This is a genomic window from Paenarthrobacter sp. NyZ202 (genome assembly GCF_049860755.1).
Taxonomy (GTDB): domain Bacteria; phylum Actinomycetota; class Actinomycetes; order Actinomycetales; family Micrococcaceae; genus Arthrobacter.
Map to the genome: position 1 here is coordinate 4422943 of NZ_CP187556.1, position 26234 is coordinate 4449176.

The following is a 26234-nucleotide window of genomic DNA, read 5'->3' on the forward strand; positions in this document are numbered from 1 at the left end:
AGCTGCCAAGGATGCTTAGCATGAATACGCCCGGCAAGCCTGGGTACGTGACCTCTTGAACGACCCCTCGGACGGTCGCCGTAGACGCGGTGGCCACGTAAAGGAGAATGCTGTGCGGGAGCCTGTAGTCAGCGAGCGTGTGTCGGAATCAACTGCGGGGCCTGCGGAAGCCCCCAGCCAAGCGGAGGACGTGGAGGCAACGGAAGAAACCCCGGCCAGCGACGCCGCCGAGATCACCTTCGACGAACAGTTCTACCCGGCCCGGCCCAAGGCACTGCGGCCCATCGCCCGCCGTCGCCAGTTCTTTGCCGCCCGTCCGTCGCTGGAACTGGACGGCCGCAACGCCACCTATGTCGACTGGTTGCGCAACCAGTCCATGCTGGGCGACGCCAACACCTTGGCGCGGCAGCTTTCCGGGCAGGCCAGCATGTGGCAGAACGCCTACGCCCGTCCCAACCCACGGTCCGCGGTAGAGCGTGCACCTGTCTGGTTCACCGCTTACCCGTTGTCCTTCATTACCGGCGATGGCCAGTCCTTCCTCTCCGCCCTGGGCGATCCGGAATTGTGGGAAGCCTTCCGTGAAATCGGCATCCGCGGTCTCCATACGGGTCCGGTCAAGCTGGCCGGCGGCATCAGTGGATGGTCGCAGACGCCCAGTGTTGACGGGCATTTCGACCGCATCAGCATGGCGATCGATCCTGCCTTCGGCACGGAGGAAGAGTTCCGCCAGATGTGCGAGGTTGCCGCAGACCACGACGGCACGATCATCGACGATATTGTCCCGGGACACACGGGCAAGGGAGCCGACTTCCGGCTCGCCGAAATGAACTTCCGTGACTACCCCGGCATCTACCACATGGTGGACATCCCGGAGGAAGACTGGCACCTGCTGCCGGACGTTCCCGAGGGTGCGGACTCGGTGAACATCAGTCCCGAGGCCGAGAAAGCGCTGCAGCAGGCCGGGTACATCATCGGACGCCTCCAGCGCGTCATCTTCTACGAACCGGGCGTCAAGGAGACCAACTGGAGCGCCACCCGTCCCATCGTGGACACCACCGGCAAGACGCGCCGCTGGGTCTATCTCCACTACTTCAAAGCCGGGCAACCGTCCATCAACTGGCTTGACCCCACCTTTGCCGGCATGCGCCTGGTGGTGGGCGATGCGCTGCACTCGCTCCTGGACCTCGGAACCGGCGCCCTGCGCTTGGATGCCAACGGATTCCTGGGTGTGGAAAAGAGTGCGGAAGAGCAGCCGGGCTGGTCCGAGGGCCACCCCTTGTCCGAGGCCGCCAACCAGCTGATCGGTTCGATGATCCGCAAGGTGGGGGGTTTCTCCTTCCAGGAACTCAACCTGACCATCGACGACATCAAAGCCCAGTCGGTGTCCGGCGCCGATCTGTCTTACGACTTCATCACCAGGCCGGCGTACCACTACGCACTGGTCACCGCCGACACCGAGTTCCTGCGCCTCACCATCAAGCTCGCCATGGAGATCGGCGTTGATCAGGCCTCCCTGGTCCATGCGCTCCAGAACCACGATGAGCTGACCTACGAGTTGCTGCATTTCGCCGCCGGCCACCGGGAAGACATCTTCGAACTCGGCGGTGAGGAACTTACCGGAGCCGAGGTGGCGGAGAAGGTCCAAAACACCATGCGCGAACGGCTGACCGGGGAAAACGGTCCCTACAACGCCGTTTTCACTACCAACGGCATCGCCTGCACCACCGTCAGTTTCATCATGGCAGCCCTGGGCATCAAGGATCCCGAGGCCATCACCAAGGAGCAGGAAGCCCGGATTCTCGACGCGCACGTGCTGTTGTCCATGTACAACGCCCTGCAGCCGGGCGTGTTCGCGCTCTCCGGCTGGGACCTGACCGGTGTCACCGCCCTGGATCGCAACAGGGTGGCCGAACTGACCTCACAGGGCGACACCCGCTGGATCAACCGCGGCGCGCACGACCTCATGGGAACCAGCCCGGAAGCCAAGACCTCACTGGCGGGCATGCCCCGCGCCCGGAGCCTCTATGGTTCACTGCCTGACCAGCTCAAGGACCCGGAGTCCTACGCGCGGCGGCTGCAGAAGATCCTCACGGTGCGTGAGGAATCGGGCATCGCCACCAGCACGCTCCTGGATGTCCCGGACGTTTCACATCGCGGCCTTCTGGTCCTGGTCAACCAGCTTGGTTCCGGGGCGTTGGAGGTGACGGTCCTGAATTTCTCCGACCAGGACATCTCCGGCAGCATCCAGTCCCCGCACCTTGTGCCAGGATCCATCGTCCACGACCTCTTCAGCGGCGAGGACGTGGGCCAGGTGGACGATCTCCACAGCTTCTTCCTGGAACTGGGTGCCTTCCAGGGGACGGCATTGGTCTTGAGGGAGCCGGTCGCAGAGGACGAGCCCGCCGAATAAAGCGCTCGACGCCGGTACTCAAGCCGGGTGCCGGCGTCGGGTTTTGGCGTCACCCGCTAAGTCCGGGCATGGCCTGGTCGGCAGCCCGCACATCCTCGACATAGACGAGCGGACGGCCGTCCGAGCATACTCCCACGGCCCTTGATTCCAGCTCGATCCCTCCGAACTGGATGACGTCACCCATGCTGAAGGATTTTCCGTCGGGCATCACCAAGCCTTTGTCGGAGACTTTGGTGCCGGTGGGGAACAGGAAGCCCTGACCGATGCAGCCGTTCTGGTCCGCGCCAAGTTTCAGGTGCCGAAGAACATCCGGACGCATCTGAATGCCCTCGGTCAATTGACGGTCGATGTCCGGCGTGGAAACGGCCACCGTCCCTGCACGGCCGGTAACGATCCCGGCCTCCACTGTCGGCAAAGGGGCGGGCGTCACCACGGGCATCGGCGGAAGGTCGGCGGATCCTGTTTCCGGGGCAATACCAAGCTCCGTGGCAGGAGTTTCTGCCACACCCGGCGCAGGCACTCCGGCCAGCGGTGCCGGCACGGCTGACATAACGACTCCGGCAAACACCGCAGCCGTGGCCGCCACCAGCCCAATCCCCGCCGTCACCCGAAAACGGCGGGACGAAGGCCGGTGGTGAAGATCGGCCCCGGAGGCGTTCACGGTGAGCTGGTCCGCATCACGGTGCATGACGGCCAGGCTTTTCCGGCGGCTGCGGACCAGGTCTTCTTCGATGACCAACAAGGCCGGGTCGGCTGCCGTGAGGCGGTCAAGCGCTGACATCTTCTTACTGCTCATTGCTGGCGTTCCTCCGTGGCTTGATCCGACAGAAGCAGTCGGCTGAGTTCCTTCCGTGCCCTGTGCAGGCGCATCCTTACCGCTGGCGCGGTGACATTGAGCAGCTGGGACACCTCGGCGGAGGTGAATCCGTCCCAGTACGTCAGCAGGAGAACCTCGCGGTCCTCGGCTGTTGTTATTCCTTCTGTCCGACGCCGGAAGTAGTGGTAAACCTCGTCATGGCAGGCTGTGTGGGCTGCGAGAAAGCGCTTCTCCCTCGCTGTCTCCACGCGATCTCCTTGGCCCGTTTGCAAGCTCATAACCGGTTAATGTCCGGCAATCCGAAAAATGTAACGGACTTTCCAGATCTACCCGCCAAGGCTCGACGCCGGCACTCGCGTTGAGTGCCGGCGTCGTGGTTTACCGGTGGCCGGCCAAGGCGCGGCCTGGCGTCAGTCGCCTACGGCGTCGCGGCCGCGGCGGACGATCAGGGGATCGGCAGCGTAGACCACGGACGTGTCCTTGTCCTCATAGTCGAACTGGTTGAGGAAGTAGCGCATGGCGTTGATGCGGCCCCGCTTCTTGTCGTTGGACTTGATGGTGGTCCAGGGCGCGTGGTCGGAGTCAGTGTGGAGGAAGGTCTGTTCCTTCGCGTCCGTATATTCGTGCCACCGATCCAGCGAAGCGAGGTCCATGGGCGAGAGCTTCCACCGACGCACCGGGTCGATCTGGCGGATGGCAAAACGGGTCCGCTGCTCCTGGCGCGTCACGGAGAACCAGAACTTGGTGACGTGGATTCCCGCATCCACCAGCATCTTTTCGAAGACCGGCGCCTGACCCATGAACGTGGTGTATTCGTCCTCGGTGCAGAAACCCATGACGCGTTCAACGTTGGCGCGGTTATACCAGGAGCGGTCGAACATCACGATCTCACCGGCCGTGGGGAGGTGCTGGACGTAGCGCTGGAAGTACCACTGGCCTTGCTCACGGTCGGACGGTTTCCCGAGTGCCACCGTGCGCGCGGACCGGGGATCCAGGTGCTCGGTAAACCGTTTGATGGTTCCGCCCTTGCCGGCCGCGTCCCTGCCCTCGAACACGATCACGTGCTTAAGTCCCAGGTCCTGCCCCCAGTATTGGAACTTCAACAGCTCGATCTGCAGGCGGTACTTTTCGATCTCGTACTCCTCGCGGGTCATCCGTTGTTCATATGGATAGTCCTCGTGCCACGTTTGCACTGCGGATCCGCCGGGATCAATGAGGTCCGGGTCCTCGCCCTGCCCGCCGTTGATGGTGTAACCCAGCTCCACCAGGTGGTCGATGGTTTCACGCAGGTTGTCCCGGACCCACCAATCGTCAAGTTCGGTAGTTGGCGGGGTAGCGTCCGTCATGCGTTCCTCCTGGTCGGCCGATCTCTGCGTCACGCTTGTGCGCGGCAGCCTAGCAACTGATGGTGAAGGAAACATGAACGGGCCCCGGCGCGGGGCGCACCGGGGCTGGTACCGCCGTCGGGGCTGTTCCTGCCTTCCAGCTCCCGGTAGAATCCGGGCCACGACCACGGTAACCGGCGCGGTGGGGGGATTGCGGTGAAACCTGTTACAAGGGGCGCGGGGCACTGCTTCAGGCGTGTCCTGCTTGGTGCATTGGCCACAGCGTTGTTGCTGGCTTCCAGCCTTACCGGCGGTCCTGCAAACGCCGACGACGTCACTCACCGGGTGAACGCCGGGTCCGGTGCCGCAGGGGTCGCGGTCAATCCGCTCACCAACACGGTGTACGTTGCCACCCGGACCGGGGTGACCGTGGTGGATGGTAAGACCCACGCCACCAGGACCGTGGCGCTGGGTGGGGCGCCGGCGGCGATAGCCGTGAATGCGGCCAGCAACAGGATCTACGCCAGCATGACCGGCAGCGGAACGGTGGCGGTGCTCAACGGCGCCACACTCTCCGTCACCAAAGTGGCCGTAGGTCCGGAGCCGAAAACCGTCGCCGTCAACCAGCTCACCAACAAGATATATGTAGCTACCAACGCAGGTGTTTCCGTCATTAACGGAAACACCAACTCCACCGTCGCCATCGGCATGGACCGGCCGTCCGAGCTGGTGGTCAATCAAGCAAGCAACCGGGTGTATGCCGTGGCCGGCGGGCTCAAAGCGATAGACGGCATCACCCACTCGGTGACGTCCGTCCCGCTGGGTAACAGCGTGCTGCCCATCAGGGAGCTTGCACTCAGCCAGTCAAACAACAAGGTCTATGTCGCCTCAAGCCTCCGGTCGACCATGGTGTTGGAGGTTGTCGACGGCGCCACCAACGCCGCCACCGTCCTCTATTCCGACTCCAACTCCTACCCGACCGCACTGGCTGTCGATGAGACGGCGAATACCGTGTATCTGGGCCGCTCACAGAACAGCGGGTCCGCAGCCTTGTCGCAGACAGGCGTCCTGTCGATCTTCAGCGGGTCAGGCACCAAGCACGTGCCCACCGGGTCGGCCCCCGGGGATGTTGCCGTCAACCGCATGACAAAGAAGGCATACCTGAAATTGGGCGCAGGGGCTGGTGTCTACGACCCCGCGACGTCGGCGCTGTCCACGTTCAGCACAGGCCCCGTCAATGATCTCGCGGTCAACTACGTCACCAACAAGGCATACATCACCACGTCCCAGGATCCCATGGCAGTGATCGACGGCGACATGCCCACCCCACTGAAAAACGACTTCAGCGGGGACCGCACATCGGACCTCCTTGCCATCGACCCCCAGGGCTTGCTGTGGCTTTATCCCGGCAACGGCGCCGGCGGATGGCTCCCCCGCGCCCAGGTGGGCTCCGACTGGAACCCGATGACCGCCGTCGTAAGTCCCGGCGACTTCAACGGCGACAGGAAACCTGACGTACTGGCCCGGGACAGTGCCGGTTATCTGTGGATGTATCCGGGCAATGGTTCCGGCGGATGGCTGCCGCGCTTGCAGGTCGGTTCAGGCTGGAATGACATGTCTGCCCTTGCCACACCGGGCGACTTCAACGGTGACGGCCACCCGGATGTCCTGGCCCGCGACAGCTCGGGAACATTGTGGCTGTACCCCGGAAACGGCAAGGGAGGATGGTTGCCGCGGGCCAGCCTTGGTACGGGCTGGAATGAAACGACCGCGATTCTGGGGCCGGGTGACTTCGACACGGACGGTGCGCCTGATGTCCTGGCGCGCGACGGCTCGGGAACGCTGTGGCTGCACCCCGGGAACGGCAAGGGAGGATGGCTCAGCGAACGCCGGCAGGTCGGCCAGGGCTGGAATGTGATGAATGCACTCGTTGCGCCTGGTGACTTCAACGGAGATGGCCGGCCGGACGTGCTGGCACGGGATGCCGGCGGTGCGCTGATCCTGTATCCGGGAGCTGGTGCGGGCGGATGGCTTCCCGTTTCCCGGGTTGGGCAAGGCTGGGAGTTCATGCGGTTCCTTTTGTGATCTCACTTCTTGGCCACAGCTGGGAATATACCCCCCGGGGGTACTTGATTCGGTACCCCCTGGGGGTATATGTTGGTTTACATGACCAACGCAGACCTCACCCAACCGGGTGCGCTGCCCACCGTGGAGGTGGATCTTGAACATGCAGCACCCCACGGTTACACGGGCAACAAGGACGCCTACCTGCGCCGCCTGAAGCGCATAGAAGGCCAAATACGGGGCATCGCCCGCATGGTCGATGAAGACAAGTACTGCATCGACATCCTCACGCAGGTGGCTGCAGCCACCAAGGCGCTGCATGCGGTGAGCCTGGGACTCGTTGAGGAGCACATCGGCCACTGCGTGGTGGGTGCCGCCTCTGAGCCGGACCCCGACCTTCGGGCCGAACATATCGACGCCAAGGTAAAGGAGGCTACCGATGCCATCGGGCGCCTGCTGCGGTAACTCCGCCGGAACACACCACTCCATCCAACTCTCAACCAAGGAGCGCATCATGAGCGAGCCCATCCAGACCAACATCAACGTTTCCGGCATGACCTGCGGTCACTGCGTATCCAGCGTCAGTGAAGAACTCGAGGCACTCAGCGGCGTCCAGGACGTCAAGGTGGACCTCAATCCCGGCGGCCTGTCCGCCGTGACCATCACATCCACCAGCGAGCTCTCGCCGTCGGAAATCGGCGAGGCCGTGGCTGAAGCCGGCTACGTGGTGGTAGCCAACCAGGCATAGGAGTTTCTGTTGACCAACCAGGAGATTTTCAGCAAACCCGATACCCGGGTCGTTGAACTCGACATCCAAGGCATGACCTGTGCCTCATGTGTCAATCGAGTAGAACGGAAGCTCGGCAAGCTTGAGGGCGTCGAAGCAACCGTCAACCTTCCCCTGGAGTCAGCCCATGTCACCGTCCCGTCGACCGTCACGGATCAGCAACTCGTAGACACGGTCAACGCCACGGGCTACAAGGCCACCATCCGCCAAACCCCTGCCGCGCATGCGCGCCCGCAGCCTGGGGAGCCTCCGCACCCTGGGCAGCCTGAGCAGCCCAAGCAGCCTCCGCAGCCTGGGCAGCCTGAGCAGTCCGATTACCCTGACCAGCCCGAACATGCGGGACACAAACCCACAGACCACCAAGCACACCAGAACCACATGGACCACGGCCCCGCGGCGTCCACCCTGCGCCCCAGGCTGGTCCTTGCCGCGGTCCTCACAGTCCCGGTCTTTGCCGTGTCCATGATTCCGGCCTTCCAGTTCCCGCACTGGGGATGGGTTGCCGCAGCACTCGCCCTGCCTGTGGTGAGCTGGGCGGCATGGCCCTTCCACCGGGCCGCTGCAGTCAATGCCCGGCACCTCGCCTCCACCATGGACACCCTGGTGTCGATTGGTGTCATCGCGGCCTATCTCTACTCAGCGTGGCAGTTGTTCAGTGATCCCCGGATGACCGAGCACCCAGGCATGGAGAGCATGTCCGGAGGAGGCCTGTACTTTGAGGTTGCCGCTGTGGTCACCACCTTCCTGCTCCTGGGCCGCTATCTTGAAGCCAACGCAAAAGCCAAAGCAGGCAATGCCCTGAAGGCACTGCTGAACCTTGGCGCCAAGGATGCCACCCTCCTGGTGGACGGCCGTGAGCAGAAAATCCCTGCCGACCAGCTTCTGGTGGATGACGTCTTCGTTGTCCGCCCGGGCGAGAAGATCGCCACGGACGGGGTTGTCACAGCAGGTGCTTCAGCCGTCGATGCCTCCCTGGTCACTGGTGAATCCGTGCCAGTGGAGGTAGGTCCCGGCAGTTCGGTCACCGGAGCCACCATCAACACCTCGGGCCGTCTCCTGGTGCGGGCCACCCGCGTCGGGGCTGACACCACGCTGGCCCAGATGGGACGCCTGGTCAGCCAGGCCCAGACGGGAAAGGCACCTATCGCCCGACTGGCTGACAGGATCAGTTCCGTGTTCGTGCCGATCGTACTGGCCATCGCCCTCGTCACTTTCCTGGCGTGGCTGATCCTGACCGGCGATCCCAACGCCGCGTTCACCGCCGCAGTCGCGGTACTGGTGATTGCCTGCCCCTGCGCCCTGGGCCTGGCTACACCAGTGGGCCTATTGACGGGCACGGGGCGGGGAGCCCAGTTGGGGATCCTCATCAAGGGGCCGCAGGTCCTCGAGGATACCCGCCATGTTGACACGATCCTGCTGGACAAGACGGGGACAGTCACCACCGGCCAACTGGCCGTGGACCACACCACTGCCTTGAACGGCCACTCCCCCGCCGATGTCCTGACACTGGCGGGCGCTGTGGAAGCCGCCTCGGAACACCCCATTGCGCAGGCGATCGCTTCTGCGGCCCACGCCGCGATTCCCGGGTCCGCAACCCTCCCGCACGTGGACGGATTCACCTCCGCACCGGGCGGTGGCGTCCGCGGCACCGTCGCCCTTGATGGCACCACGAGGAGCGTGGTCGTTGGACGTACCGGGTGGCTCGAGGAAAACTCCATCACCGTGGACGCCCAACAGCGGGAAGCCCTGACGGAGCAGGAGAACGTCGGAGCTACCGCCATCTGGGTAGCGGTGGATGGTCAACCGGCTGGAATCATCAGCCTGACGGACACCATCAAGCCCGGTTCGGCCGCCGCCATTCAGCAGCTCAAGGACCTCGGAATCCGCCCCATGCTGTTGACCGGCGACAACGCTGCAGTGGCCGCGCAGGTGGCGGCCGCCGTCGGAATCCCGCAAGGGGACGTGTTCGCAGGAGTGCTGCCCGAAGGCAAAGTGGAAGCCGTCCGGAAGCTCCAATCAACCGGCGCTACCGTGGCCATGGCCGGCGACGGCGTGAACGATGCCGCAGCGTTGGCACAGTCGGATCTCGGCATCGCGATGGGCTCGGGCACGGATGTGGCCATTGAGGCCTCGGACCTTACGGTGATGGGCAGCGATCTGCACCAACTGGTGCAATCCATCGAGCTGTCCAGGAAGACGCTGTCCACCATTAAGACCAACCTGTTCTGGGCCTTCTTCTACAACGCCATCGGCATCCCGGTGGCAGCGGTCGGTCTGCTGAATCCGATGATCGCGGGCGCAGCAATGGCTGCAAGCTCGGTGCTGGTGGTCGCCAACTCCCTGCGGCTGCGCTCCTTCGGGAAGTAGCAGCCACTGCAAAAACAGCGGTCCGGGCTAGGCCGTTCCAAAGCGGACGGCCGCCCGGGCTTTCGCCTTGGCCGCTTCGTCGTCGCGGTTCTTGGCAGGTGCGTGGCTCACCAGGGAGTCCAGCAAGTGCTGCGTAATGTGGGCGATCTCGTGGACAGCCTCGGCGAAGGCTTCCTCATTGGCCTTGGAAGGTTTGGTGGAACCGCTGATCTTGCGCACGTACTGCAGCGCTGCGGCCTCCACTTCCTCCGTGGTGGCACGCGGTTCAAAGTTATGGAGGGTCCGGATATTGCGGCACATAAACCCATGCTAACCATGGGCAGACGTGCATGGGGAGGGGTGCCCATCGACGATGTTCGGAATCCCGGGATAGGTTTTAGGTATTGGATCTTCCGGATGAGCCGGAGGCCGCTGGGGATGCCGAAGAGCTCGGGTCCGAACAAAGAAGGAGATATCTCATGGCTATTTGGGGTGCAGACGTTGAACAGCTTCGCCAGCTCGGCAACAAGCTGAAGGCCGGTGCCGAGAACATCGAGCAGCAGCGCTCCCAGCTCAAGGGCGCTCTTGACGGCACCGACTGGAAGGGCCCGGACGCTGACAAGTTCCGCGGCGAGTGGGACAGCCAGCACGCTTCCAACCTGAAGAAGGTTGCTGACGCCCTCCGCGAAGCCGGCGACCGCGCTCAGAAGAACGCCGAGCAGCAGCAGCAGGCTTCCAACTAAGACAGTTGGGAATGCCCCGGACGCATGGTCGTCCGGGGCATTTTGCCTTTTAAGCGTTCTTGGCTCTGAAACCGCGTTTCGTGGCTCAGGCCGCTGCGAGCTAAGTGCGCGGTCCCTTGGTGACGGGCCCGGATGGGACCGGTTCGACGTCGTTGGCATGGTCAAGCACCCGCGACGCCTCCGTGTCGGCCAGGGACACACCACTGCGCCGATCACCCCGTAGTTCGTCAACACGGACCAGGACAACGCCCCCAACGATCAGCGCCCCACCCATCAGCTGGATCGGCCCGGGCAGCTCACCCAGCAGGAGCCAGGCCCACACGACGGCGAACAAGACCTCGGTCAGCGACACGAACGAAGCGACTTTGGAACCCAGGCTGCGGGCTGCCATGATGCCTGAGACGTAGGCCAGCACGGTGGCAAGGATGATCAATCCCGCGGCCGAGACCCACCACGGCGTGGTCCACGGGCCGAGCTTGGTGTCGGCAGTGTTGAAAGACATGGGCAGCAGCCCTGCCAGGCCCACCAACCACATCACGCCGGCACCCACCACCAGCCCGCCCGAAGCGAGCACCAATGGCGGCAGTGTGTCGTTTTCCTTGGCAGTGATGAAGAAGTAGATCACCAGGCAGACAGCCGCGGCCATCCCCCAGAGCACGCCGATGAAGTCCACCTTCACGGCACCCGTCAGGTCGAGAACCAGGACCAGGCCGCCCAGGGAAAGCAGCGCGCCGATGGACGTGAGGGCGCGGGGACGGCGCCGGCTCGAGATCCACAGCCACAGCACGATCATCACCGGTGCCAGGTACTCAAGCAGCAGCGCAACACCTACGGAAAGCCGGGCCACGGCGTTGAAGTAAAAGAGCTGGCAGCCCGCTACACCGATCAGGCCAAACAGCAGGATGGTGAGCCAGTTGTCCTTGAGCTGGTGCCAGCGGCCGCGCAAAACCACGACGGCGGGAATCGCCAGGATCAGTGCCGCACCTGTGAGGCGCACGGCAACGGCCGCGCCGGGTGACCAGCCGGTTTCCAGCATGGACTTTGCGAACGAACCGGAGGTGCCGAAGACAGCGGATGAGAAGAGGGCGATGCCGAGTCCCGATGCGAGGAAACCCTTTGCATCAGCCGGGGTCATTGCAGCTGACACAGCAGCCTCCTGTCAGGAGTAAAGTGGGCTTATGGTCATGACATTACTCCCGAACCATGTAAGGAGTCAAAGTGCTTTTTGCGCCTGACACTGAGGTTGCCCTCCGCAGCGTCGTCAACCTGGTCAACACTGCCGCGAACGGCGAAGAAGCATTGGCCACCCCTGCCGACCTGGATGCGTTCCTTGCAGCCGAGCAATTCTCCGGTTCACGCACCCACGACGCTGCCGAGCTCCGCAGCATCAAACGCCTCAGGAGCGAATTGGCAGCACTCTGGGCCGCCGAGGAAAATACCGCCGCCAAGTCAGTGAACAAGCTCCTGGCCGATGCCAAAGCCCTTCCCCAATTGGTCAAACACGATCACTGGGACTGGCATCTTCACGCCACAACCCCGGAAGCACCACTCGCGGACCGCATGGGCACGGAAGCCGCCATGGCCATCATCGACGTCATCCGCAGCAAGGAAATGGACAGGATGCGCGTCTGTGCTGCCGACGACTGCGACGCCATTCTGCTCGACCTCAGCCGGAACCGCTCAAAGCTCTACTGCGATACCGGCAACTGCGCCAACAGGGCCCACGTGGCGGCCTACCGCAAAAGGAAAGCCGCCCAGGGGGACTAGCTCCGCATTGACGGCCGGCAGACTGCGCTACCGGAGCAACCAAGGCTGGCGGGAAAACAAAAGCGCTCCCCCACCAGAAGTGGAGAAGCGCTGGGACTCAGCGGTCGGCGTCGGGGTTTTCCGGCTGGTCCGCGGCACCAGGCGCGGGCGAACCGCCATGGCCCGGACGCTTGGAGCTGAGGTTGACGCCGGACCCCTTGCCAAGGTGCTCGGCGTTCTCCTTGTGGCTCATGGACAACATCGCTGCGATCACGAGGCTCACGATAAACGCGATTCCCGCGCCCGTGAAGGCGAGGTCGAACCGCGGAGCCCGGGCGCTGCCGCCGGACGCGAAGATCAGCACGGCGAAGAACGCGAGGACGCCGAAGAACGCGGAGAACATGAGCGGTCCCTTGACCGAGGTCCGCATCTTGCGCGGTTCTCCTGGTGTCTGGTCAGCCACGGTCATTCCTCCAATGATGGCGGGACTGTTCGGTTCCCGCCCGTTTTGCAATAGTTCTACAGCCAGTAGAACGTCCAGCTACTAGTTTACGGCCTCCGGGGAAGCGCCGGGCGCATGGTGTCCGCTACGCGACCGCATATCGTGCCGCAGGCTCAGCCCGGACAGTATCCACAGCACACCGGCAATGATGGCGCCGCCCCCGGCAACACCCAGAAGCGCGTGCGCACCAAGCCCGATAAAGAACGGTAAAGTCACCGCCGTGCCCACACCCACAATGCCGGAGATCAGCCAGTCGCGGGCCAGCTGATCGCGCTTGCGCAGCCCCTGCACGAGTTCGGCCACGCCAAGGACGCCCAGGGCAACAACCGCGGACAACGCAACACCGGCGTCTGACTGGGTCACCAAGGCACCCACTCCGCCCAGCGCTACAACCACCGGAACTACAACCGGAAGAGAGCGCAGCATCCACACGGCACCGGCAGTGGCCAGCAGGTAGAGACCCGCAGCCCAGGCAAGGACCTGCACCGACGGGCTGCTCCAAAAAGCTGTCACCACGCCAAAAACCAGCGCAATCACGGCCCGGAGCAGCACGGGCTTCCAGAGATCAGCTGCAGGAGCAGAAGGAGTCCGGGACGAATTTGCGGGGAGAGTCACCCGTCCAGTTTAGTGCGAACCCAGCACCACCCACTGATCGGTCCTCGCACGCACCCCCAGGGTCACTCCCCGCGCCAGCATGTAGCCCAGCGCAAACGCGAGCCACAGCCACACCAGCCCCGCCGCGCCGTCGGGCTGCGTCAAGTGGACCGCCGCCAACAGCGGCAAGTAAACAGCAAGATTCACGACGCCGGCAATCGCCAGATAGCGTGCGTCACCTGCCCCGATGAGCACCCCGTCCAGCACGAACACGTACCCCGCGAGGGGCTGGCCCGCCGCGAGGACCCACAGGGCAAAAGTCAGGGCGCTGATGACGCCGGCGTCGGAGGTGAAGACGTATCCTGCCCACGGTGCAGCGATCGCCAGCAAGACGCCAGTGATCACTCCGAACCCGAGGCCCCAACGGACCATGGTCCGGGTCAGCTCCCGGACCCGCACCGCGTTCCCCGCGCCCAGTTCCTTGCCGATCAGGGCCTGGGCCGCAATGGCGAGTGCATCAAGCGCGAAGGCCAGGAACGAGAAAATGGTCATGGCCAGCTGGTGCGCCGCCAGGTTCACCTCGCCCTGGGCGGTCACAACCAGCACCGTCGCCAGGATCGCCAGGCGCAGGCTCAACGTTCGGAGCATCAGCCACGAGCCCACCCTCGTCAGGGCGCGGATGCCGCGCCAGTCGGGCCTGAGGGAGACGCCATGGTTCCGTGCATTGCGGCCCACCATGACCAGGTACACCGCCGCCATGGCCCACTGCGCAATGCTGGTACCGATTGCCGAACCGGCCACGGACAGATCGAGCCCATAAACCAGGAACCAGTTGAGGGCGATGTTGAGGGCAAACCCCGCAGTTGCCACCAACAGCGGCGTGCGGGTGTCTTGCAAACCCCTGAGCACACCGGTTCCGGCGAAGATCAGGAGCATTGCCACCAGTCCGGGCATGGACCAGCGCAGATAATCGACAGCGAAGTCCCGCACCTGTCCAGTGGCGCCCATCAGGCCAACAAGCGGCCCGGCCATGATCCACCCCACGACCGCCAGCACCACGCCCAGCAGCACAGCCAGCCACACGCCGTCGCGCCCTGCAGCCAAAGCCTTGCCGAGCTTCCCGTCACCGATCGCCCTGGCGACCGCAGGTGTGGTTGAGTACGCCAGGAAAACCATCAGGCCTACAGCCGTATGCAGCACAGTGGATGCGAGCCCCACGCCGGCCAGCTCTGCCACGCCCAGATGGCCCACGATCGCGGAGTCAGCCAACAGGAACAGCGGCTCGGCAATGAGGGCTCCGAAGGCCGGGACGGCAAGGCGCAGGATTTCGCGGGCATTGGATCGGGCGGGAGTGGTTGTGGTTTCAGGCACTAAACAAGGGTAGACCGCTGGACGGCGGGTACATTTGGGGCGTGTCACACGAGCATCCCGTCACTGTTTCCGTAGCCCGCACCATCCTTCCCGGCTATACACGGCAGGCCAACGCTTGGGCACATGCCGGCCAGGAGCTGGCCCGCGAATGGCCCGGATACTTGGGGTCGGGCTGGGTTCGGAATGGCGACGATTCCACGGAATGGCACATGCTGTACCGCTTCTCCAGTGCTGACACCCTGCAGGCTTGGGAGCAGTCGGAGGAACGCCGGTGGTGGATCGACAGTGCCCGGGACATGATGGAGACCACGCGGGTGGAGCGCCGCACCGGCATCGAGGGCTGGTTCTCGCAGCCGGGGGATGTCTCTGTTGTGGTTCCGGAGACCGTGGTGCCTCCGCGCTGGAAGCAGGCCGTCAGTATCTTCCTGCCATTTTTCCCGCTGAGCCTGCTGGCCAACTTCCTCCTGCATCCGCTCACACAGGACTGGCCCTTGGTTTTGCAAGTACTGCTGACGATCGTGATTCTGACGCCGCTGATGACGTACATTTTCCTACCCATCACCACCCGTTTGTTACAGCCGTGGTTGCAAAGGCCGCGTGGGAAGCGTCACTTTAAGTCGTGATTGGTTGACTCTTCAACTTTTATTCGGGAGGGTTGAAGACATGAACAAGTCCACCCTGACCACCACAGCCCTGACCATCCTGCGTGTTGTTGCAGGATTTCTCTTCGCCGCACACGGTTGGCAGAAGTTCAACGAATTCACCATCGCCGGCACGCAGGCAGCCTTCACGCAGATGGGCGTCCCCGGAGCTTCCGCGGTAGCACCCATCGTCGCCACTTTGGAACTCGTGGGCGGGATCGCGCTGATCGTCGGCCTTCTGACCAGGGTCTTCGCGGCGCTCCTGACCGTCAACATGCTGGGCGCTTTGTTCCTGGTGCACGCCCCCGCCGGCGTCTTCGTCACCAATGGCGGATACGAACTGGTGCTACTCTTCGCAGGAGCTGCCCTGGCACTCGCCCTGGCAGGCGCAGGCCGGATCTCCGCCGACAACGCCCTGTTCGGCCGCCCGGGCTCCAAGCTCCGCGTCCTCGCCTAACCACCCCACCCCCCGACGCTCTCTCACCTAACACCCCCTTTCCACCGACGCTCTCTCACCTAACACCCCCTTTCCACCGACGCTCTCTCACCTAACACCGCGAAAACGCCGATGCTCTCTCACCCCCTGAAGAAAGTGAGAGAGCATCCGGCTCACGCTGCCGATAGGTGAGAGAGCATCCGGCTCACGCTGCCGTTAAGTGAGAGAGCATCCGGCTCACGCTGCCGATAGGTGAGAGAGCATCCGGCTCACGGTGCCGTTAGGTGAGAGAGCATCCGGCTCACGCTGCCGTTAAGTGAGAGAGCATCCGGCTCACGCTGCCGATAGGTGAGAGAGCATCCGGCTCACGGCGCCGATAGGTGAGAGAGGGACGCTAGCCCTTAACGCCGGTCAGCTCGTTGGGCACGTGCTCGAGCTTGGCCGACTTGGCGACCTTTCCAACCTTCAGGTCCACAGCGTGAAGGGTCTGCGTGGCAGGCTCGGTGACGAACGCCGTCGAGCCCTGGACGAAGAGCGTGGGCCGCGGGTCCTGCCATGTCTCGGACTCTTCCCAGGCGCCAACCACCGGGATGGTGGACGTGATGGCTCCGGAAGCAGGGTCGATCACTCGAAGCGCGCCGTCCGTTCCCAGCACCAAGGCCTCGCCCGCCGGACCACGGCCCAGGGAACGGAAGGAGTAGCTCGCACCCAGGTCAACGAGCTGGAGCGTCGCGGTTTCCGTGTTGACCAAGGAGATGCGCGTGGGCCGTTCCAGGGTGGCTTCCTTGTCTACCTTGTAGTCGCCCAGAATGACCGGCGATTCTTCCGAGCCGGCCTGGTTTCCCATTCGCCCGTAGGCATCCGGGCTGGCCACCTTGGTGATCTTGCCGTCCTTGTAGATCAGCATGCCGTTTTCGCAGCCAACCACCACGGCCTCGTCGGCAGCAACAGCTTCACCGTGGACGCCTGGGCACTCCTCATTCCGGAGAATTTCCTTGCGCTCCTGTCCCTTTCCGGCATCCAGGACGGCGATCCCGGAGCGGCCTTCCTCATTTCCCAGGGTGACCAGCAGCTTGCCGTCCTCCAGCTCCACCGCCACGCCGTGATGGGCTTCAGGCGTGGTGTAGACGTCCGTGGCGGGGAGCTTGCCCTCTTCTGCCGCGTCCGAGAGCTCACTTGACGTGAAAGTTTCCACCTTGCCTGATCCATCGCTGAACAGGACCGTCTTGCCGGCGTGACGTACGACGTGCCCGGCCTTGTTCGCTTCAAAGGAGAGATCGGTGAGCTTGGGATCGGCCACGTAATGGTGGCTGTGATCGCCATGGGGTTCGCTCCAGGATCCGGCATCGAACACGCGGAACGCATCGCCGGTGGAGATGAAGACATGGCGTCCGTCGCCGGCTGGATTCAGCCGGTTGAATCCGTCCAGTTCCGCAGCGGCACCTACCGGCTCCAGCGACTTTGCGTCGAGGACGGCCACACCGCCGTCGTAGGTGTACACGAGGCGGGGCGTAGGCGCGCCGGCCTCCTTCGCGTTGGAGGCGGAAGTTTCAGTGGGGGCGGCGCCGGGATTGGCGGCCGGTCCGGCACAGCCGGCCAGGAGAAGCGCGGAAAGCCCGACGGCGATCATGGACTTGGTCCCGGGGCGGCGTCCGGGCAGGCTCAGGAAAGGAAATGAAGGGAGTGACATGAGTTAAATGATATTCATTCTCATATAAGGGGCAAATCGGCTGCCGACCAAGGAGCAGAGCCGTAACAAACCCACCCCGCCAGTAAACTTCCAGCATGAGCGAGTCCCCCGCGAATTCTGTGACCCTCCGCTTCCTCGCGGCCCCCATGGACGTGGGCCACAGCGGCTCCGTCGACGCCGGAACCGTCCTTGAGTGGGTGGACAAAGCGGCCTACGCGGCGGCTGTGGGCTGGGCAAAGTCGTATTGCGTGACGGCGTACGTGGGCAACATCCACTTCGCTGATCCCGTCAACAGCGGCGACATGGTGGAGGTAACCTCCACCATCGTGTACACGGGCCGCTCCTCAATGCACATCCACACCGTGGTGAGTTCCCACGATCCCAAGGGCGGACCGGAAACGATGCACAGCCAGTGCATGGTGATCTTCGTGGCAGTTGGCCCGGACGGCAAGCCGATCCCCGTCCCCCAGTTCGAACCAAAGACACCCGGTGAAATCGAAGCCCGGGACCATGCCTTGGCGCGTATCGAAGTCCGCGAGCAGATCGTCAATGCCATGAACGCCCAGGAATATACCGACGCCGGTACCGCCGAACGCGTCACGCTGCGGTTCATGGCGTCCCCCACCGATGTGAACTGGGGCGGCAAAGTCCACGGCGGCATCGTCATGAAGTGGATTGACGAGGCCGCCTACGTATGCGCCTCACGCTACTGCGGCAAGGACACGGTCGCCGTGTTCTCGGGAGGCGTCCGCTTTTACCGTCCCCTCCTGATCGGCCACGTGGTGGAGGTAGAAGCCCGGCTCGTCTACACGGGTGCCAAAGGTATGCACATCGCGGTACATGTCCGCTCCGGTGATCCAAAGACCAAGGACATGAACCTCACCACGTACTGCCTGACAGTCATGGTGGCCCGTGACGAAACCGGAACCGCGGTACCCATTCCTGCCTGGATCCCGGTGTCTGACGAGGACAGGAAACTCCACGCGCATGCCCGCGAACTGCTGGAAATCAGGGGGCGCGCCCCGGGAAACCGGCTGCCGGACCATCTGCTGAAGGACGCGGGAAACTAACCCACCAGGTTCTCGGCCGCGCCATCCATGTGCGCGATGATCGTCTCACGGGCCTTGGCGGCATCGCCTGTCTCGATTGCGGCCACAATGTCGTGGTGCCGCCCGACGCTCATGTTCCTCGTGGCGCGTTCCAGGCCGGCGAACATGATGGACATCCGGATGGAGCCTTCCAGCGACTCCCATTGATGCAGCAGTGTCTCGTTGCCCGAGAGGCGGCACAGGGTGCGGTGGAACTCCAGGTCGGCCTCGATCTGCTGTTCCAGGGAGGCTTCCCCGGCCTTGGCCATGGTGTCGACGGCGGCACGCAACTCGGCGAGCGCGGCCTCCTTGTCCGGCATGTCGCTGAGGGTACGCGCAGCGAGCGATTCCAGGACGCCCCGGACGGCAAAGATGTCGCGGATCTCCTTGACGTCCAGGTGCCGCACAGAGAGGCGGCCCCGCGCTCCTGCGGATACAAGCCCTTCCTGCTCCAACTGGCGAAGGGCTTCGCGGAGTGTCCCGCGGCTGATCTGCAGCATGTCGGAAAGTTCGGTTTCCACCAGATGACGCCCGGGTTCGAGTTCACCGCTGGTGATGGCAGTACGGAGTGCCGAGAGCGCTTGCTCGCGGAGGCTCTTCTTTTCCAGTCCCAGCAGGGATGCGCTCAGGGCCATGATGTTCCTTGGTGTCAATGGGCGACTGTTAACAGTCGATACTACGGCCAGAAGCGCGGGACCGGCAGTATGCCGGTCCCGCGCCCCTGGAGGACAAGTGCTTAGCCGAGTTCGGACAGCACTTTCGCAACAATCCGGTCCACGGACAGTCCGTAGCGTTCGTGCAGCGTTGGCAGCGCACCGGCGTCGAGGAACTGATCCGGCAGCGCGATGGGAACCACCCGCTTGCCGAGCCCTGCGGTCACGACGGCGGAGGCAACAGTTTCGAACAGGCCGCCAACAACCGTGTGGTTCTCCAGGGTGACGGCCAACCGGTCGGTGTTCAGCTCCGCAAGTACCGTCGCGGAGTCGAAAGGCTTGATGGTGGGCGTGTGCACCACGGCCACGTCCACGTTGTGCTTTGCCAGTGCATCGGCTGCCTGCAACGCGCGCATGGTCATCAACCCGGAGGAGACGAACACCACGTCGTTGCCGCCGCGCAGCACCTTGGCTTTGCCGAGTTCGAACGTGTAGTCGTACTCGTCCAGCACAGTGGGCACGTTGCCACGGAGCAAGCGCAGGTAGGTAGGCCCATCGGAGGCTGCAAGCTGCGGCACTGCCTGTTCAATGTCCACGGAGTCGCACGGATCCACGATGGTCAGGTTGGGCATACCGCGGAAGATCGCCATGTCTTCGGTGGCTTGGTGGCTGGGACCGTAGCCCGTGGTCAGGCCGGGGAGTCCGCCCACGATGTTCACGTTGAGGTTCGGTTCGGCGATGTCCAGGCAGAGGAAATCGTACGCACGCCGGGCAGCGAAGACGGAGTACGTGGACGCAAACGGCACCAGCCCTGTCTCGGCCATGCCCGCTGCCGCACCAAACAGCAGCTGTTCCGCCATGCCCATCTGGAAGAACCGCTCCGGGAACGCCTTGGCGAAGATGTGCATGTCCGTGTACTTGCCCAGGTCTGCGGTGAGCCCGACGATCTTCGGATTCGCCTCGGCCGCGGCAACCAGTGCGTGCCCGAAGGGAGCAGAGGTGGTCTTCTGTCCGGGGTCTGCGAAGGATGCGATCATCGCCGAAGTCTTCAGCTTGGGCTTGGCAGCCCGTGTGGTGTTGCGGGCCTCTGTTGCGGTGCTCATGCCGTGGCCGTCCCTTCATATCCAGCGGTCAGCTGCTCACGGCAGATCTGCCACTCGTGTTCTTCGATGCGCATGAAGTGCGCCTTCTCGCGGGTCTCCAGCAGGGGAACGCCGCGGCCGACTTTCGTATCGCACAGGATCACGGACGGCCGGCCAACCGGAGCCGCAACAGAGGCGATGTTGTCGAACGCAGCCAGCAGCGCACCGACGTCGTTCCCGTCCACCCGTTGGGTGTACCAACCGAACGATTCCCACTTCTCCGTCACCGGTTCGGTGCGCAGCACCGTGTTCGTGGCCCCGTCGGCCTGGAGGGCGTTGATGTCCACCATCGCAGTCAGGTTCCCGAGCTGGTGGTGGTGCGCGCCCATGGCCGCTTCCCAGGTGGAACCCTCGTCCAGTTCACCGTCAGAGAGGAAGTTGATGACCCGGGAAGCGGAACCTTGCGCCCGCAGACCGAGTGCCATGCCCACGGCGATCGTCAAACCGTGGCCCAGCGAACCACCGGAGATTTCCATGCCCGGGGTGTACGTGGACATGCCCGACATCGGCAGGCGCGAATCGTCCGAGCCGTAGGTCTCAAGTTCGTCAACCGGAACGATTCCGGCCTCGGCCAGGGCCGCGTAGTGGCCGATTGCGTAGTGCCCGGTGGAGAGCAGGAACCGGTCCCGGCCCTCCCAGTGGGGGTCTTCGATGCGGTACGTGAGCTGATCGGCGTAGACCGCAGCGAGCATGTCCGCCGCGCCGAGGGCCTGACCCACGTAGCCCTGGCCCTGGACTTCGCCCATGTTCAGGGCGTGATGGCGGATGCGGTACGCAGCGGCACGGATACGCTCGACGCGCTCGGGCGAGGTTGCGGCGGTGGGAGCCGCCTGGGCTGCTGAAAGAGACACTGGTTTCCTTCCGGAGTCGGGCGCGCACTGATGGAGAGAACGCGCCCGACGTCGAGTGGTTGCTTAGGCGGTTACCGTCTGGGGGGTTTTGCTGGCGGCTTCTTCGGCGAGCTGACGCTCACGCTTGCCCCAGGTTTCCTTGGTGACAACTGCGGCCCAGAGACCAATGGCGCCGTAGATGCTGAACAGTGCGGCCGGACCCACCCAGCCGAAGCTCACGAACAGCAGGGTGGTGATGAACGGCGTGAAACCGGAAACCATGGCGGAAATCTGGTAGGCCAGGGAGGCGCCGGAGGAGCGGGTCTTTGCCTGGAAGAGCTCCGGGAACCAGGCACCCTGGGCACCGGCGAGGGAGTTCTGGCATACGGCGTAGGCGATGACGATCGTGGCAATGATGCAGATGAAGAGGCCGGTGTTGACCATCAGGAACATCGGAATGCCGAAGACAACAGCAAAGGCCGTGGACCAGATGTAGACCGGGCGGCGACCAACCTTGTCTGTCAGCACACCCCATGCGTAGGTGGCGAAGATGCCGATGCCGGCAGCGATGCACAGTGCCACCAGGGTCTGGGTCTTGTCGGCCAGCTGGTTGCTGTGCAGGTAGGAGATCATGTAGGTCACGGAAACGGCGTAGCCTGCGGTTTCTGCGACCCGGAGGCCGATGCCGCGGACAATGTTGCGCCAGTCGGTCTTGATGACCTCGACGACCGGGGACTTCACAATGTCGCCCTTGGTCTTGACGTCCTCGAACACGGGGGACTCGGGGACCTTGGAGCGGATGATCAGTCCGACTGCCACCAGCACGATGCTGGCGAGGAACGGAACGCGCCAGGCCCATTCACCGCCCAGGCCCACGCTGCCCAGGAACACGAGGTTCGCCAACAGCAGGCCTACGGGGAAGCCGGCCTGCACGATGCCCGTGAACTGGCCCTTGCGTTTCCAGGGTGCGTGTTCGTAGCTCATGAGGATGGCCCCGCCCCATTCAGCGCCGAAGGCGAGGCCCTGGATGATGCGGACAATCACCAGCAGCGCCGGCGCGAGGAGGCCCACCTGCTGGTACGTGGGAAGAAGGCCGATGGCGAACGTCGCCAGGCCCATGAGGATGAGCGAGGCAACGAGGACTGGCTTGCGGCCCAGCTTGTCACCAAGGTGGCCGCCGATGATGCCGCCCAGCGGGCGGGCAGCGAACCCGACGCCGAGGGTCGCGAAGGAGGCCAACGTACCGGTCACCGGGTCGGCGCCCGGGAAGAATGCCGTACCGAAGTACAGTGCGGCGGCTGTGCCGAAGCCGATGAAGTCATAGGTTTCAATGACTGCGCCTACGCCTGAGCCGACGGCGACGCGCTTTGCTTCTTTGGTTCCATGAACCGGACCACGCATGGTCAGAGCTTCATTGCTCATCTTGTCTTTCCCTTTCGATGAGTGGGGCGCGTCTACGGCAACCTCACTGTCGACAGTCAACATAATACGTCAACTGTGACGGGTGACACCAGCAATGTCAACAGTCAACTCCAAAGGTTGACTGTCGACAGTTAACGGAGCTACCGTGGTGTCCATCACTAAAACGCCTCTACGACGAGGCGTCGCACTCTGAGGATCAACGACGATGTTCCATTCACGACTGGGCTGCTCTTCCATCAGCTTCCGCCACCAGGACTTGGACACTGCCCTCCGCACCATGCGCAGCCTCGGTTTCGACGAGATTGACCTGGGCGCCCTCCCCGGCGTCTGCGACCACGTGCCCTATGTACTGGACGCCGCGGCGGTCGAGGCGGTTGCCGCCGTCGTCAATAACTCGGGAATGCGCGTCCGCTCGGTCAACGGCGACGTCGGGGACCTGAATGCAACGCTCGACGCCGGAGCCGCGGAAGAGCGCGAACGTCACCTTGGGATGCTGCTCAGCCTTGCTGCCAAGACAGGTGCCAAGGCGTTGGTCCTTCCGTGTGGCGCGATCGACCACGAACCGGTCCGCAGTTTGGAAGAAGACATCGACGCTGTTGCTTCGCAGCTGATCCACGCATCGGAGCGGGCCAAGGAGTTCGGCGTCGAACTGTGGACCGAGTCGCTCCACTACTTCCGGCTCTGCTGGAACACCGAACGCGCGCAGCTGCTCGCCGACCGCCTGGCCGGTTCCGACGTCGGAATTGTCATGGACTTCAGCCACGTCGTTGCCTCCGGAGGCGATCCCGTGGACTTCGTGGACCGCTTCGGCGGCCGCATCACGCACGTCCACCTCCGCGATGCAGTGCCCGCCACCGAAACCGAGCCGGGGAACATCAACCTCAGCATCGGCAATGGCCAGGCGGATTTCGCCACCGGCCTGTCCAAGCTGCGGGATGCCGGCTACACCGGCCACTTCTCGCTTGAACTTGAAACGCGCGACGTCACCCATGACGAGCGCCCCGCTGCCACCGCCAAAGCCGGCAGCTTCATCACTGACCTCATCTAACAACCACCATTCCAAGGAGCACCATGTCCACCATCCAGCGCACCGCAGTCCTCACCGGAGCTACCTCCGAGCGCGGCATCGGCCTGACCACCGCCCGCCGCTACGCCGCCCAGGGCTGGGGAATCGTCATCCTGGACCTCGACGGCGAGAAGTCCGCCAAGGTTGCCGCCGAAATCGGCAACGAGTTCAACGTCCCTGCGTTCGGCTTCGAGATCAACGTGGCCGACGAGGCCTCCGTCACCGCCGCCCAGGCCGCGGTTGCCGCTGAAGTTGCCGGCGGGAACCTGCCCCCCGTTGGCGCGCTGGCCAACATCGCCGGCATCACCTCCCCCATCCCGTTCCTCGAAACCACGCTTGAACTGTGGCACAAGGTCATGGACGTCAACGCCACCGGCACCTACCTGGTCACCAAGGCCTTCCTGCCGGACATGATCGCCAATGGCTGGGGCCGCATCGTCAACATGTCCTCCGTTTCCGCCCAGCGCGGTGGCGGCGTTTTCGGCAAGGTTCCCTACTCCGCAGCCAAGGCAGCGATCCTCGGCTTCACCAAGGCACTCGCCCGTGAAATCGGTGAAACCGGCGTGACCGTCAACGCCATCACCCCCGGCGCCGTGGACACCAACATCCGCGTTGGCAGCACCCAGGAGCAGGAAGACGCCATCAACGCCGGCATCCCCCTGGGCCGCAACGCCACCACCGAGGAAGTGGCAGCCGTGATCACGTTCCTCTCTTCCGAGGACTCCGCCTACCTCACCGGCACCACCATCGACATCAACGGCGGCAGCCACATCCACTAGTCCCTGCTTCACAAGGAACACCAGGACCCACCATGACCAGAATCTTCAACGATCCCGCCGATTTTGCCGACGAAGCCCTCGCTGGCTTCTGCGACGCCCACTCGGACCTGGTCCGCCAGGTTGAGGGCGGAGCGGTACGCCGCAACCGGCCTGCCACGCCGAAGGTCGCCGTCATTACCGGCGGCGGCTCCGGCCACTACCCCGCGTTCGCCGGCATCATCGGCCCGGGTTTCGCTGATGGTGCCGTGGTGGGCAACATCTTCACCTCGCCCTCAACCCAGCAGGCCTACTCGGTGGCCAAGGCAGCCAACTCCGGCGCCGGCGTCGTGTTCACTTACGGCAACTACGCTGGAGACGTCCTGAATTTCGGGATGGCCAGCGAGCGTTTGAACGCCGAGGGTATCCGCGCCGAGAACGTGCTGGTCACGGACGACATTGCCAGCGCTCCCCTGGCCGAAATCGAGAAGCGCCGCGGCATCGCCGGTGACTTCGTGGTCTTCAAGGTCATGGGGGCCGCTGCCGAGGCCGGATTGGATCTGGACTCCGTGGTCCGGCTGGGACGCAAGGCCAACGACTCCACCCGGACCATCGGAACCGCGTTCAGCGGCTGCACTTTTCCTGGTGCCGATACCCCGCTTTTCAGCCTTCCGGAAGGACACATGGGCTTGGGCCTCGGCATCCACGGCGAGCCTGGGCTGTTCGATACCGAGCTGCCCACCGCCGTCGAACTCGGCCGGGAACTGGTCCGCCGCGTTCTGGAGGAAGCACCCGCAGGCGCGTCCGGACGTGCTGCCGTCATCCTGAATGGCCTGGGCTCCACCAAGAACGAGGAATTGTTCGTCCTCTGGCGTACGGTTGCTCCTCTCCTCCGCGAGGCTGGCTACACCCTGGTGATGCCTGAGGTCGGCGAATTGGTGACCAGTCTGGACATGGCAGGTGTGTCGCTGACCGTAACGTGGCTGGACGATGAACTCGAGGAGTACTGGACGGCTCCTGCTTTGACCCCCGCATACCGCCGCGGTTCCGTGGGATTCGACGCTGCCACCGCTGACACTGCTGTGGACGACGCTGTAGCCGAGGCTGCCGCCAACTACTCCTCCACAGAAGAATCGCGTGCCTATGCCGGCCAGTGCCTCGCCGCACTGGAAGAGACTGCCTCTTTGTTGCGTGATTCAGAAACAAAGTTGGGCGAGATGGACGCAATAGCCGGCGACGGCGACCACGGCCGCGGTATGGTCCGCGGGTCCTCGGCAGCACTCGAAGCAGCCGCTGCCGCATACTCCGCCGGTGCCGGCGCCGGATCCGTGCTGATCGCCGGTGGCGACGCCTGGGCAGACAAGGCCGGTGGAACCTCCGGCGTCCTGTGGGGAGCCGGGCTGCGCGCCTTTGGCGAACGGCTGGGCGACGCCGAAATCCCGACGCCGGCAGACCTCGCCGAGGCTGTCCGCGCCTTCGCCGAGCGAATCACAGGACTTGGCAAGGCCGACATCGGTGACAAGACCATGGTGGATTCATTGCTGCCGTTTACGTCCTCGTTCTCGGAGGGTGTGGCTTCCGGTTCTTCGGTCGAGGAAGCCTGGGCTTCCGCCGCCGCCGCATCCACCGAAGCTGCCGCAGCGACCGCCGAGCTCCGGCCGCTCAAGGGCCGCGCCCGGCCCCTCGCCGAAAAGAGCGTCGGCACGCCGGACCCCGGGGCGACGTCGCTCGCCATGGTGTTTACCGCCGTCGGACCCCACTTCACCGCAGTTCCCGCAACTGCCGCAGCAACCCACTAGGAGAACG

Annotated in this window: 26 protein-coding genes; 13 read left to right on the forward strand and 13 right to left on the reverse strand. The window is 64.0% G+C overall.

The window, feature by feature from the left end; translation table 11 throughout:
* Positions 1–112: 112 nt before the first annotated feature.
* On the forward strand, positions 113–2410 hold the full coding sequence (gene treS / locus ACPFL9_RS20545) for a maltose alpha-D-glucosyltransferase (protein ID WP_426004899.1): 2298 nt from the start codon (positions 113–115) through the stop codon (positions 2408–2410).
* Positions 2411–2459: 49 nt separating this feature from the next.
* Here treS and ACPFL9_RS20550 read toward each other — a convergent pair whose 3' ends face one another.
* The 3 genes from ACPFL9_RS20550 to ppk2 all read right to left on the reverse strand — a co-directional run bounded on the left by ACPFL9_RS20550 (position 2460) and on the right by ppk2 (position 4573).
* Positions 2460–3206: a hypothetical protein gene (locus tag ACPFL9_RS20550; protein WP_426004900.1), complete on the reverse strand. Its 747-nt coding sequence runs from the start codon at positions 3204–3206 to the stop codon at positions 2460–2462.
* The gene (locus tag ACPFL9_RS20555; RefSeq protein ID WP_426004901.1) at positions 3203–3475 is read right to left on the reverse strand and encodes a sigma factor-like helix-turn-helix DNA-binding protein; all 273 of its coding nucleotides are present in this window, start codon (positions 3473–3475) and stop codon (positions 3203–3205) included. Before ACPFL9_RS20555 ends, ACPFL9_RS20550 begins: the two co-directional genes overlap by 4 nt.
* A gap of 162 nt (positions 3476–3637) precedes the next feature.
* A complete protein-coding gene (gene ppk2, locus ACPFL9_RS20560) occupies positions 3638–4573 on the reverse strand; it encodes a polyphosphate kinase 2 (RefSeq protein WP_426004902.1) in 936 nt (311 codons plus the stop codon).
* A gap of 195 nt (positions 4574–4768) precedes the next feature.
* On the opposite strand from ppk2, the gene ACPFL9_RS20565 reads away from it, so the two are divergent.
* From ACPFL9_RS20565 to ACPFL9_RS20580, 4 genes are all read left to right on the forward strand, one after another.
* On the forward strand, positions 4769–6637 hold the full coding sequence (locus ACPFL9_RS20565) for an FG-GAP-like repeat-containing protein (RefSeq protein WP_426004903.1): 1869 nt from the start codon (positions 4769–4771) through the stop codon (positions 6635–6637).
* A gap of 81 nt (positions 6638–6718) precedes the next feature.
* Positions 6719–7081 (forward strand): metal-sensitive transcriptional regulator, encoded by a 363-nt coding sequence (locus ACPFL9_RS20570; protein ID WP_426004905.1) that lies wholly within the window; start codon positions 6719–6721, stop codon positions 7079–7081.
* A 49-nt stretch (positions 7082–7130) separates the two neighbouring features.
* Positions 7131–7364, forward strand: a complete 234-nt coding sequence (locus tag ACPFL9_RS20575; protein ID WP_426004906.1) for a heavy-metal-associated domain-containing protein — start codon at positions 7131–7133, stop codon at positions 7362–7364.
* Positions 7365–7373: 9 nt separating this feature from the next.
* A complete protein-coding gene (locus tag ACPFL9_RS20580) occupies positions 7374–9770 on the forward strand; it encodes a heavy metal translocating P-type ATPase (RefSeq protein WP_426004907.1) in 2397 nt (798 codons plus the stop codon).
* A gap of 27 nt (positions 9771–9797) precedes the next feature.
* On the opposite strand, the gene ACPFL9_RS20585 is transcribed toward ACPFL9_RS20580, so the two are convergent.
* Positions 9798–10070 carry a DUF2277 domain-containing protein gene (locus ACPFL9_RS20585; protein WP_426004909.1) on the reverse strand — a complete coding sequence of 91 codons (273 nt, stop codon included), beginning with the start codon at positions 10068–10070 and terminating at the stop codon, positions 9798–9800.
* 158 nt (positions 10071–10228) lie between these two features.
* Between ACPFL9_RS20585 and ACPFL9_RS20590 the strand changes: the two genes are divergently transcribed.
* Positions 10229–10492: a WXG100 family type VII secretion target gene (locus tag ACPFL9_RS20590; protein ID WP_426004911.1), complete on the forward strand. Its 264-nt coding sequence runs from the start codon at positions 10229–10231 to the stop codon at positions 10490–10492.
* Between the two features lie 100 nt (positions 10493–10592).
* On the opposite strand, the gene ACPFL9_RS20595 is transcribed toward ACPFL9_RS20590, so the two are convergent.
* The gene (locus ACPFL9_RS20595; RefSeq protein WP_426004912.1) at positions 10593–11639 is read right to left on the reverse strand and encodes an EamA family transporter; all 1047 of its coding nucleotides are present in this window, start codon (positions 11637–11639) and stop codon (positions 10593–10595) included.
* Between the two features lie 71 nt (positions 11640–11710).
* On the opposite strand from ACPFL9_RS20595, the gene ACPFL9_RS20600 reads away from it, so the two are divergent.
* Positions 11711–12259: a CGNR zinc finger domain-containing protein gene (locus tag ACPFL9_RS20600; RefSeq protein ID WP_426004913.1), complete on the forward strand. Its 549-nt coding sequence runs from the start codon at positions 11711–11713 to the stop codon at positions 12257–12259.
* A gap of 97 nt (positions 12260–12356) precedes the next feature.
* On the opposite strand, the gene ACPFL9_RS20605 is transcribed toward ACPFL9_RS20600, so the two are convergent.
* The 3 genes from ACPFL9_RS20605 to ACPFL9_RS20615 all read right to left on the reverse strand — a co-directional run bounded on the left by ACPFL9_RS20605 (position 12357) and on the right by ACPFL9_RS20615 (position 14705).
* On the reverse strand, positions 12357–12707 hold the full coding sequence (locus ACPFL9_RS20605; RefSeq protein ID WP_426004914.1) for a hypothetical protein: 351 nt from the start codon (positions 12705–12707) through the stop codon (positions 12357–12359).
* Positions 12708–12782: 75 nt separating this feature from the next.
* Positions 12783–13355: a hypothetical protein gene (locus tag ACPFL9_RS20610; RefSeq protein ID WP_426004915.1), complete on the reverse strand. Its 573-nt coding sequence runs from the start codon at positions 13353–13355 to the stop codon at positions 12783–12785.
* 9 nt (positions 13356–13364) lie between these two features.
* Entirely contained in the window at positions 13365–14705 is a 1341-nt protein-coding gene (locus tag ACPFL9_RS20615; RefSeq protein WP_426004917.1) for an MATE family efflux transporter, read from the reverse strand.
* Positions 14706–14746: 41 nt separating this feature from the next.
* Here ACPFL9_RS20615 and ACPFL9_RS20620 point away from each other — a divergent pair, with 41 nt between their 5' ends.
* Together ACPFL9_RS20620 and ACPFL9_RS20625 are read left to right on the forward strand one after the other, a co-directional pair.
* Positions 14747–15328 carry an antibiotic biosynthesis monooxygenase gene (locus ACPFL9_RS20620; protein WP_426004919.1) on the forward strand — a complete coding sequence of 194 codons (582 nt, stop codon included), beginning with the start codon at positions 14747–14749 and terminating at the stop codon, positions 15326–15328.
* 40 nt (positions 15329–15368) lie between these two features.
* The gene (locus ACPFL9_RS20625) at positions 15369–15803 is read left to right on the forward strand and encodes a DoxX family protein (protein WP_426004920.1); all 435 of its coding nucleotides are present in this window, start codon (positions 15369–15371) and stop codon (positions 15801–15803) included.
* A 373-nt stretch (positions 15804–16176) separates the two neighbouring features.
* Here ACPFL9_RS20625 and aztD read toward each other — a convergent pair whose 3' ends face one another.
* Complete coding sequence (gene aztD, locus ACPFL9_RS20630) at positions 16177–17472, reverse strand: zinc metallochaperone AztD (protein ID WP_426004921.1); 1296 nt, start codon at positions 17470–17472, stop codon at positions 16177–16179.
* A 95-nt stretch (positions 17473–17567) separates the two neighbouring features.
* Between aztD and ACPFL9_RS20635 the strand changes: the two genes are divergently transcribed.
* Positions 17568–18542, forward strand: coding sequence for an acyl-CoA thioesterase (locus ACPFL9_RS20635; protein WP_426004923.1), 975 nt, complete (start codon positions 17568–17570; stop codon positions 18540–18542).
* Here the strand turns inward: ACPFL9_RS20635 and ACPFL9_RS20640 are convergent.
* The 4 genes from ACPFL9_RS20640 to ACPFL9_RS20655 all read right to left on the reverse strand — a co-directional run bounded on the left by ACPFL9_RS20640 (position 18539) and on the right by ACPFL9_RS20655 (position 22607).
* On the reverse strand, positions 18539–19195 hold the full coding sequence (locus ACPFL9_RS20640) for a GntR family transcriptional regulator (RefSeq protein WP_426004925.1): 657 nt from the start codon (positions 19193–19195) through the stop codon (positions 18539–18541). The genes ACPFL9_RS20635 and ACPFL9_RS20640 overlap by 4 nt on opposite strands.
* A 101-nt stretch (positions 19196–19296) precedes the next feature.
* The gene (locus ACPFL9_RS20645) at positions 19297–20316 is read right to left on the reverse strand and encodes a transketolase family protein (protein WP_426004926.1); all 1020 of its coding nucleotides are present in this window, start codon (positions 20314–20316) and stop codon (positions 19297–19299) included.
* Entirely contained in the window at positions 20313–21206 is an 894-nt protein-coding gene (locus tag ACPFL9_RS20650; RefSeq protein ID WP_426004927.1) for a transketolase, read from the reverse strand. Before ACPFL9_RS20650 ends, ACPFL9_RS20645 begins: the two co-directional genes overlap by 4 nt.
* Positions 21207–21269: 63 nt before the next feature.
* A complete protein-coding gene (locus tag ACPFL9_RS20655) occupies positions 21270–22607 on the reverse strand; it encodes an MFS transporter (protein WP_426004928.1) in 1338 nt (445 codons plus the stop codon).
* A 205-nt stretch (positions 22608–22812) separates the two neighbouring features.
* On the opposite strand from ACPFL9_RS20655, the gene ACPFL9_RS20660 reads away from it, so the two are divergent.
* From ACPFL9_RS20660 to ACPFL9_RS20670, 3 genes are read left to right on the forward strand one after another with little or no spacing between them, the layout of a single operon-like run.
* A complete protein-coding gene (locus ACPFL9_RS20660; protein ID WP_426004929.1) occupies positions 22813–23655 on the forward strand; it encodes a sugar phosphate isomerase/epimerase family protein in 843 nt (280 codons plus the stop codon).
* Between the two features lie 23 nt (positions 23656–23678).
* On the forward strand, positions 23679–24452 hold the full coding sequence (locus ACPFL9_RS20665; RefSeq protein WP_426004930.1) for an SDR family NAD(P)-dependent oxidoreductase: 774 nt from the start codon (positions 23679–23681) through the stop codon (positions 24450–24452).
* A 32-nt stretch (positions 24453–24484) separates the two neighbouring features.
* Positions 24485–26227 (forward strand): dihydroxyacetone kinase family protein, encoded by a 1743-nt coding sequence (locus ACPFL9_RS20670; RefSeq protein ID WP_426004931.1) that lies wholly within the window; start codon positions 24485–24487, stop codon positions 26225–26227.
* Positions 26228–26234: the final 7 nt, after the last annotated feature.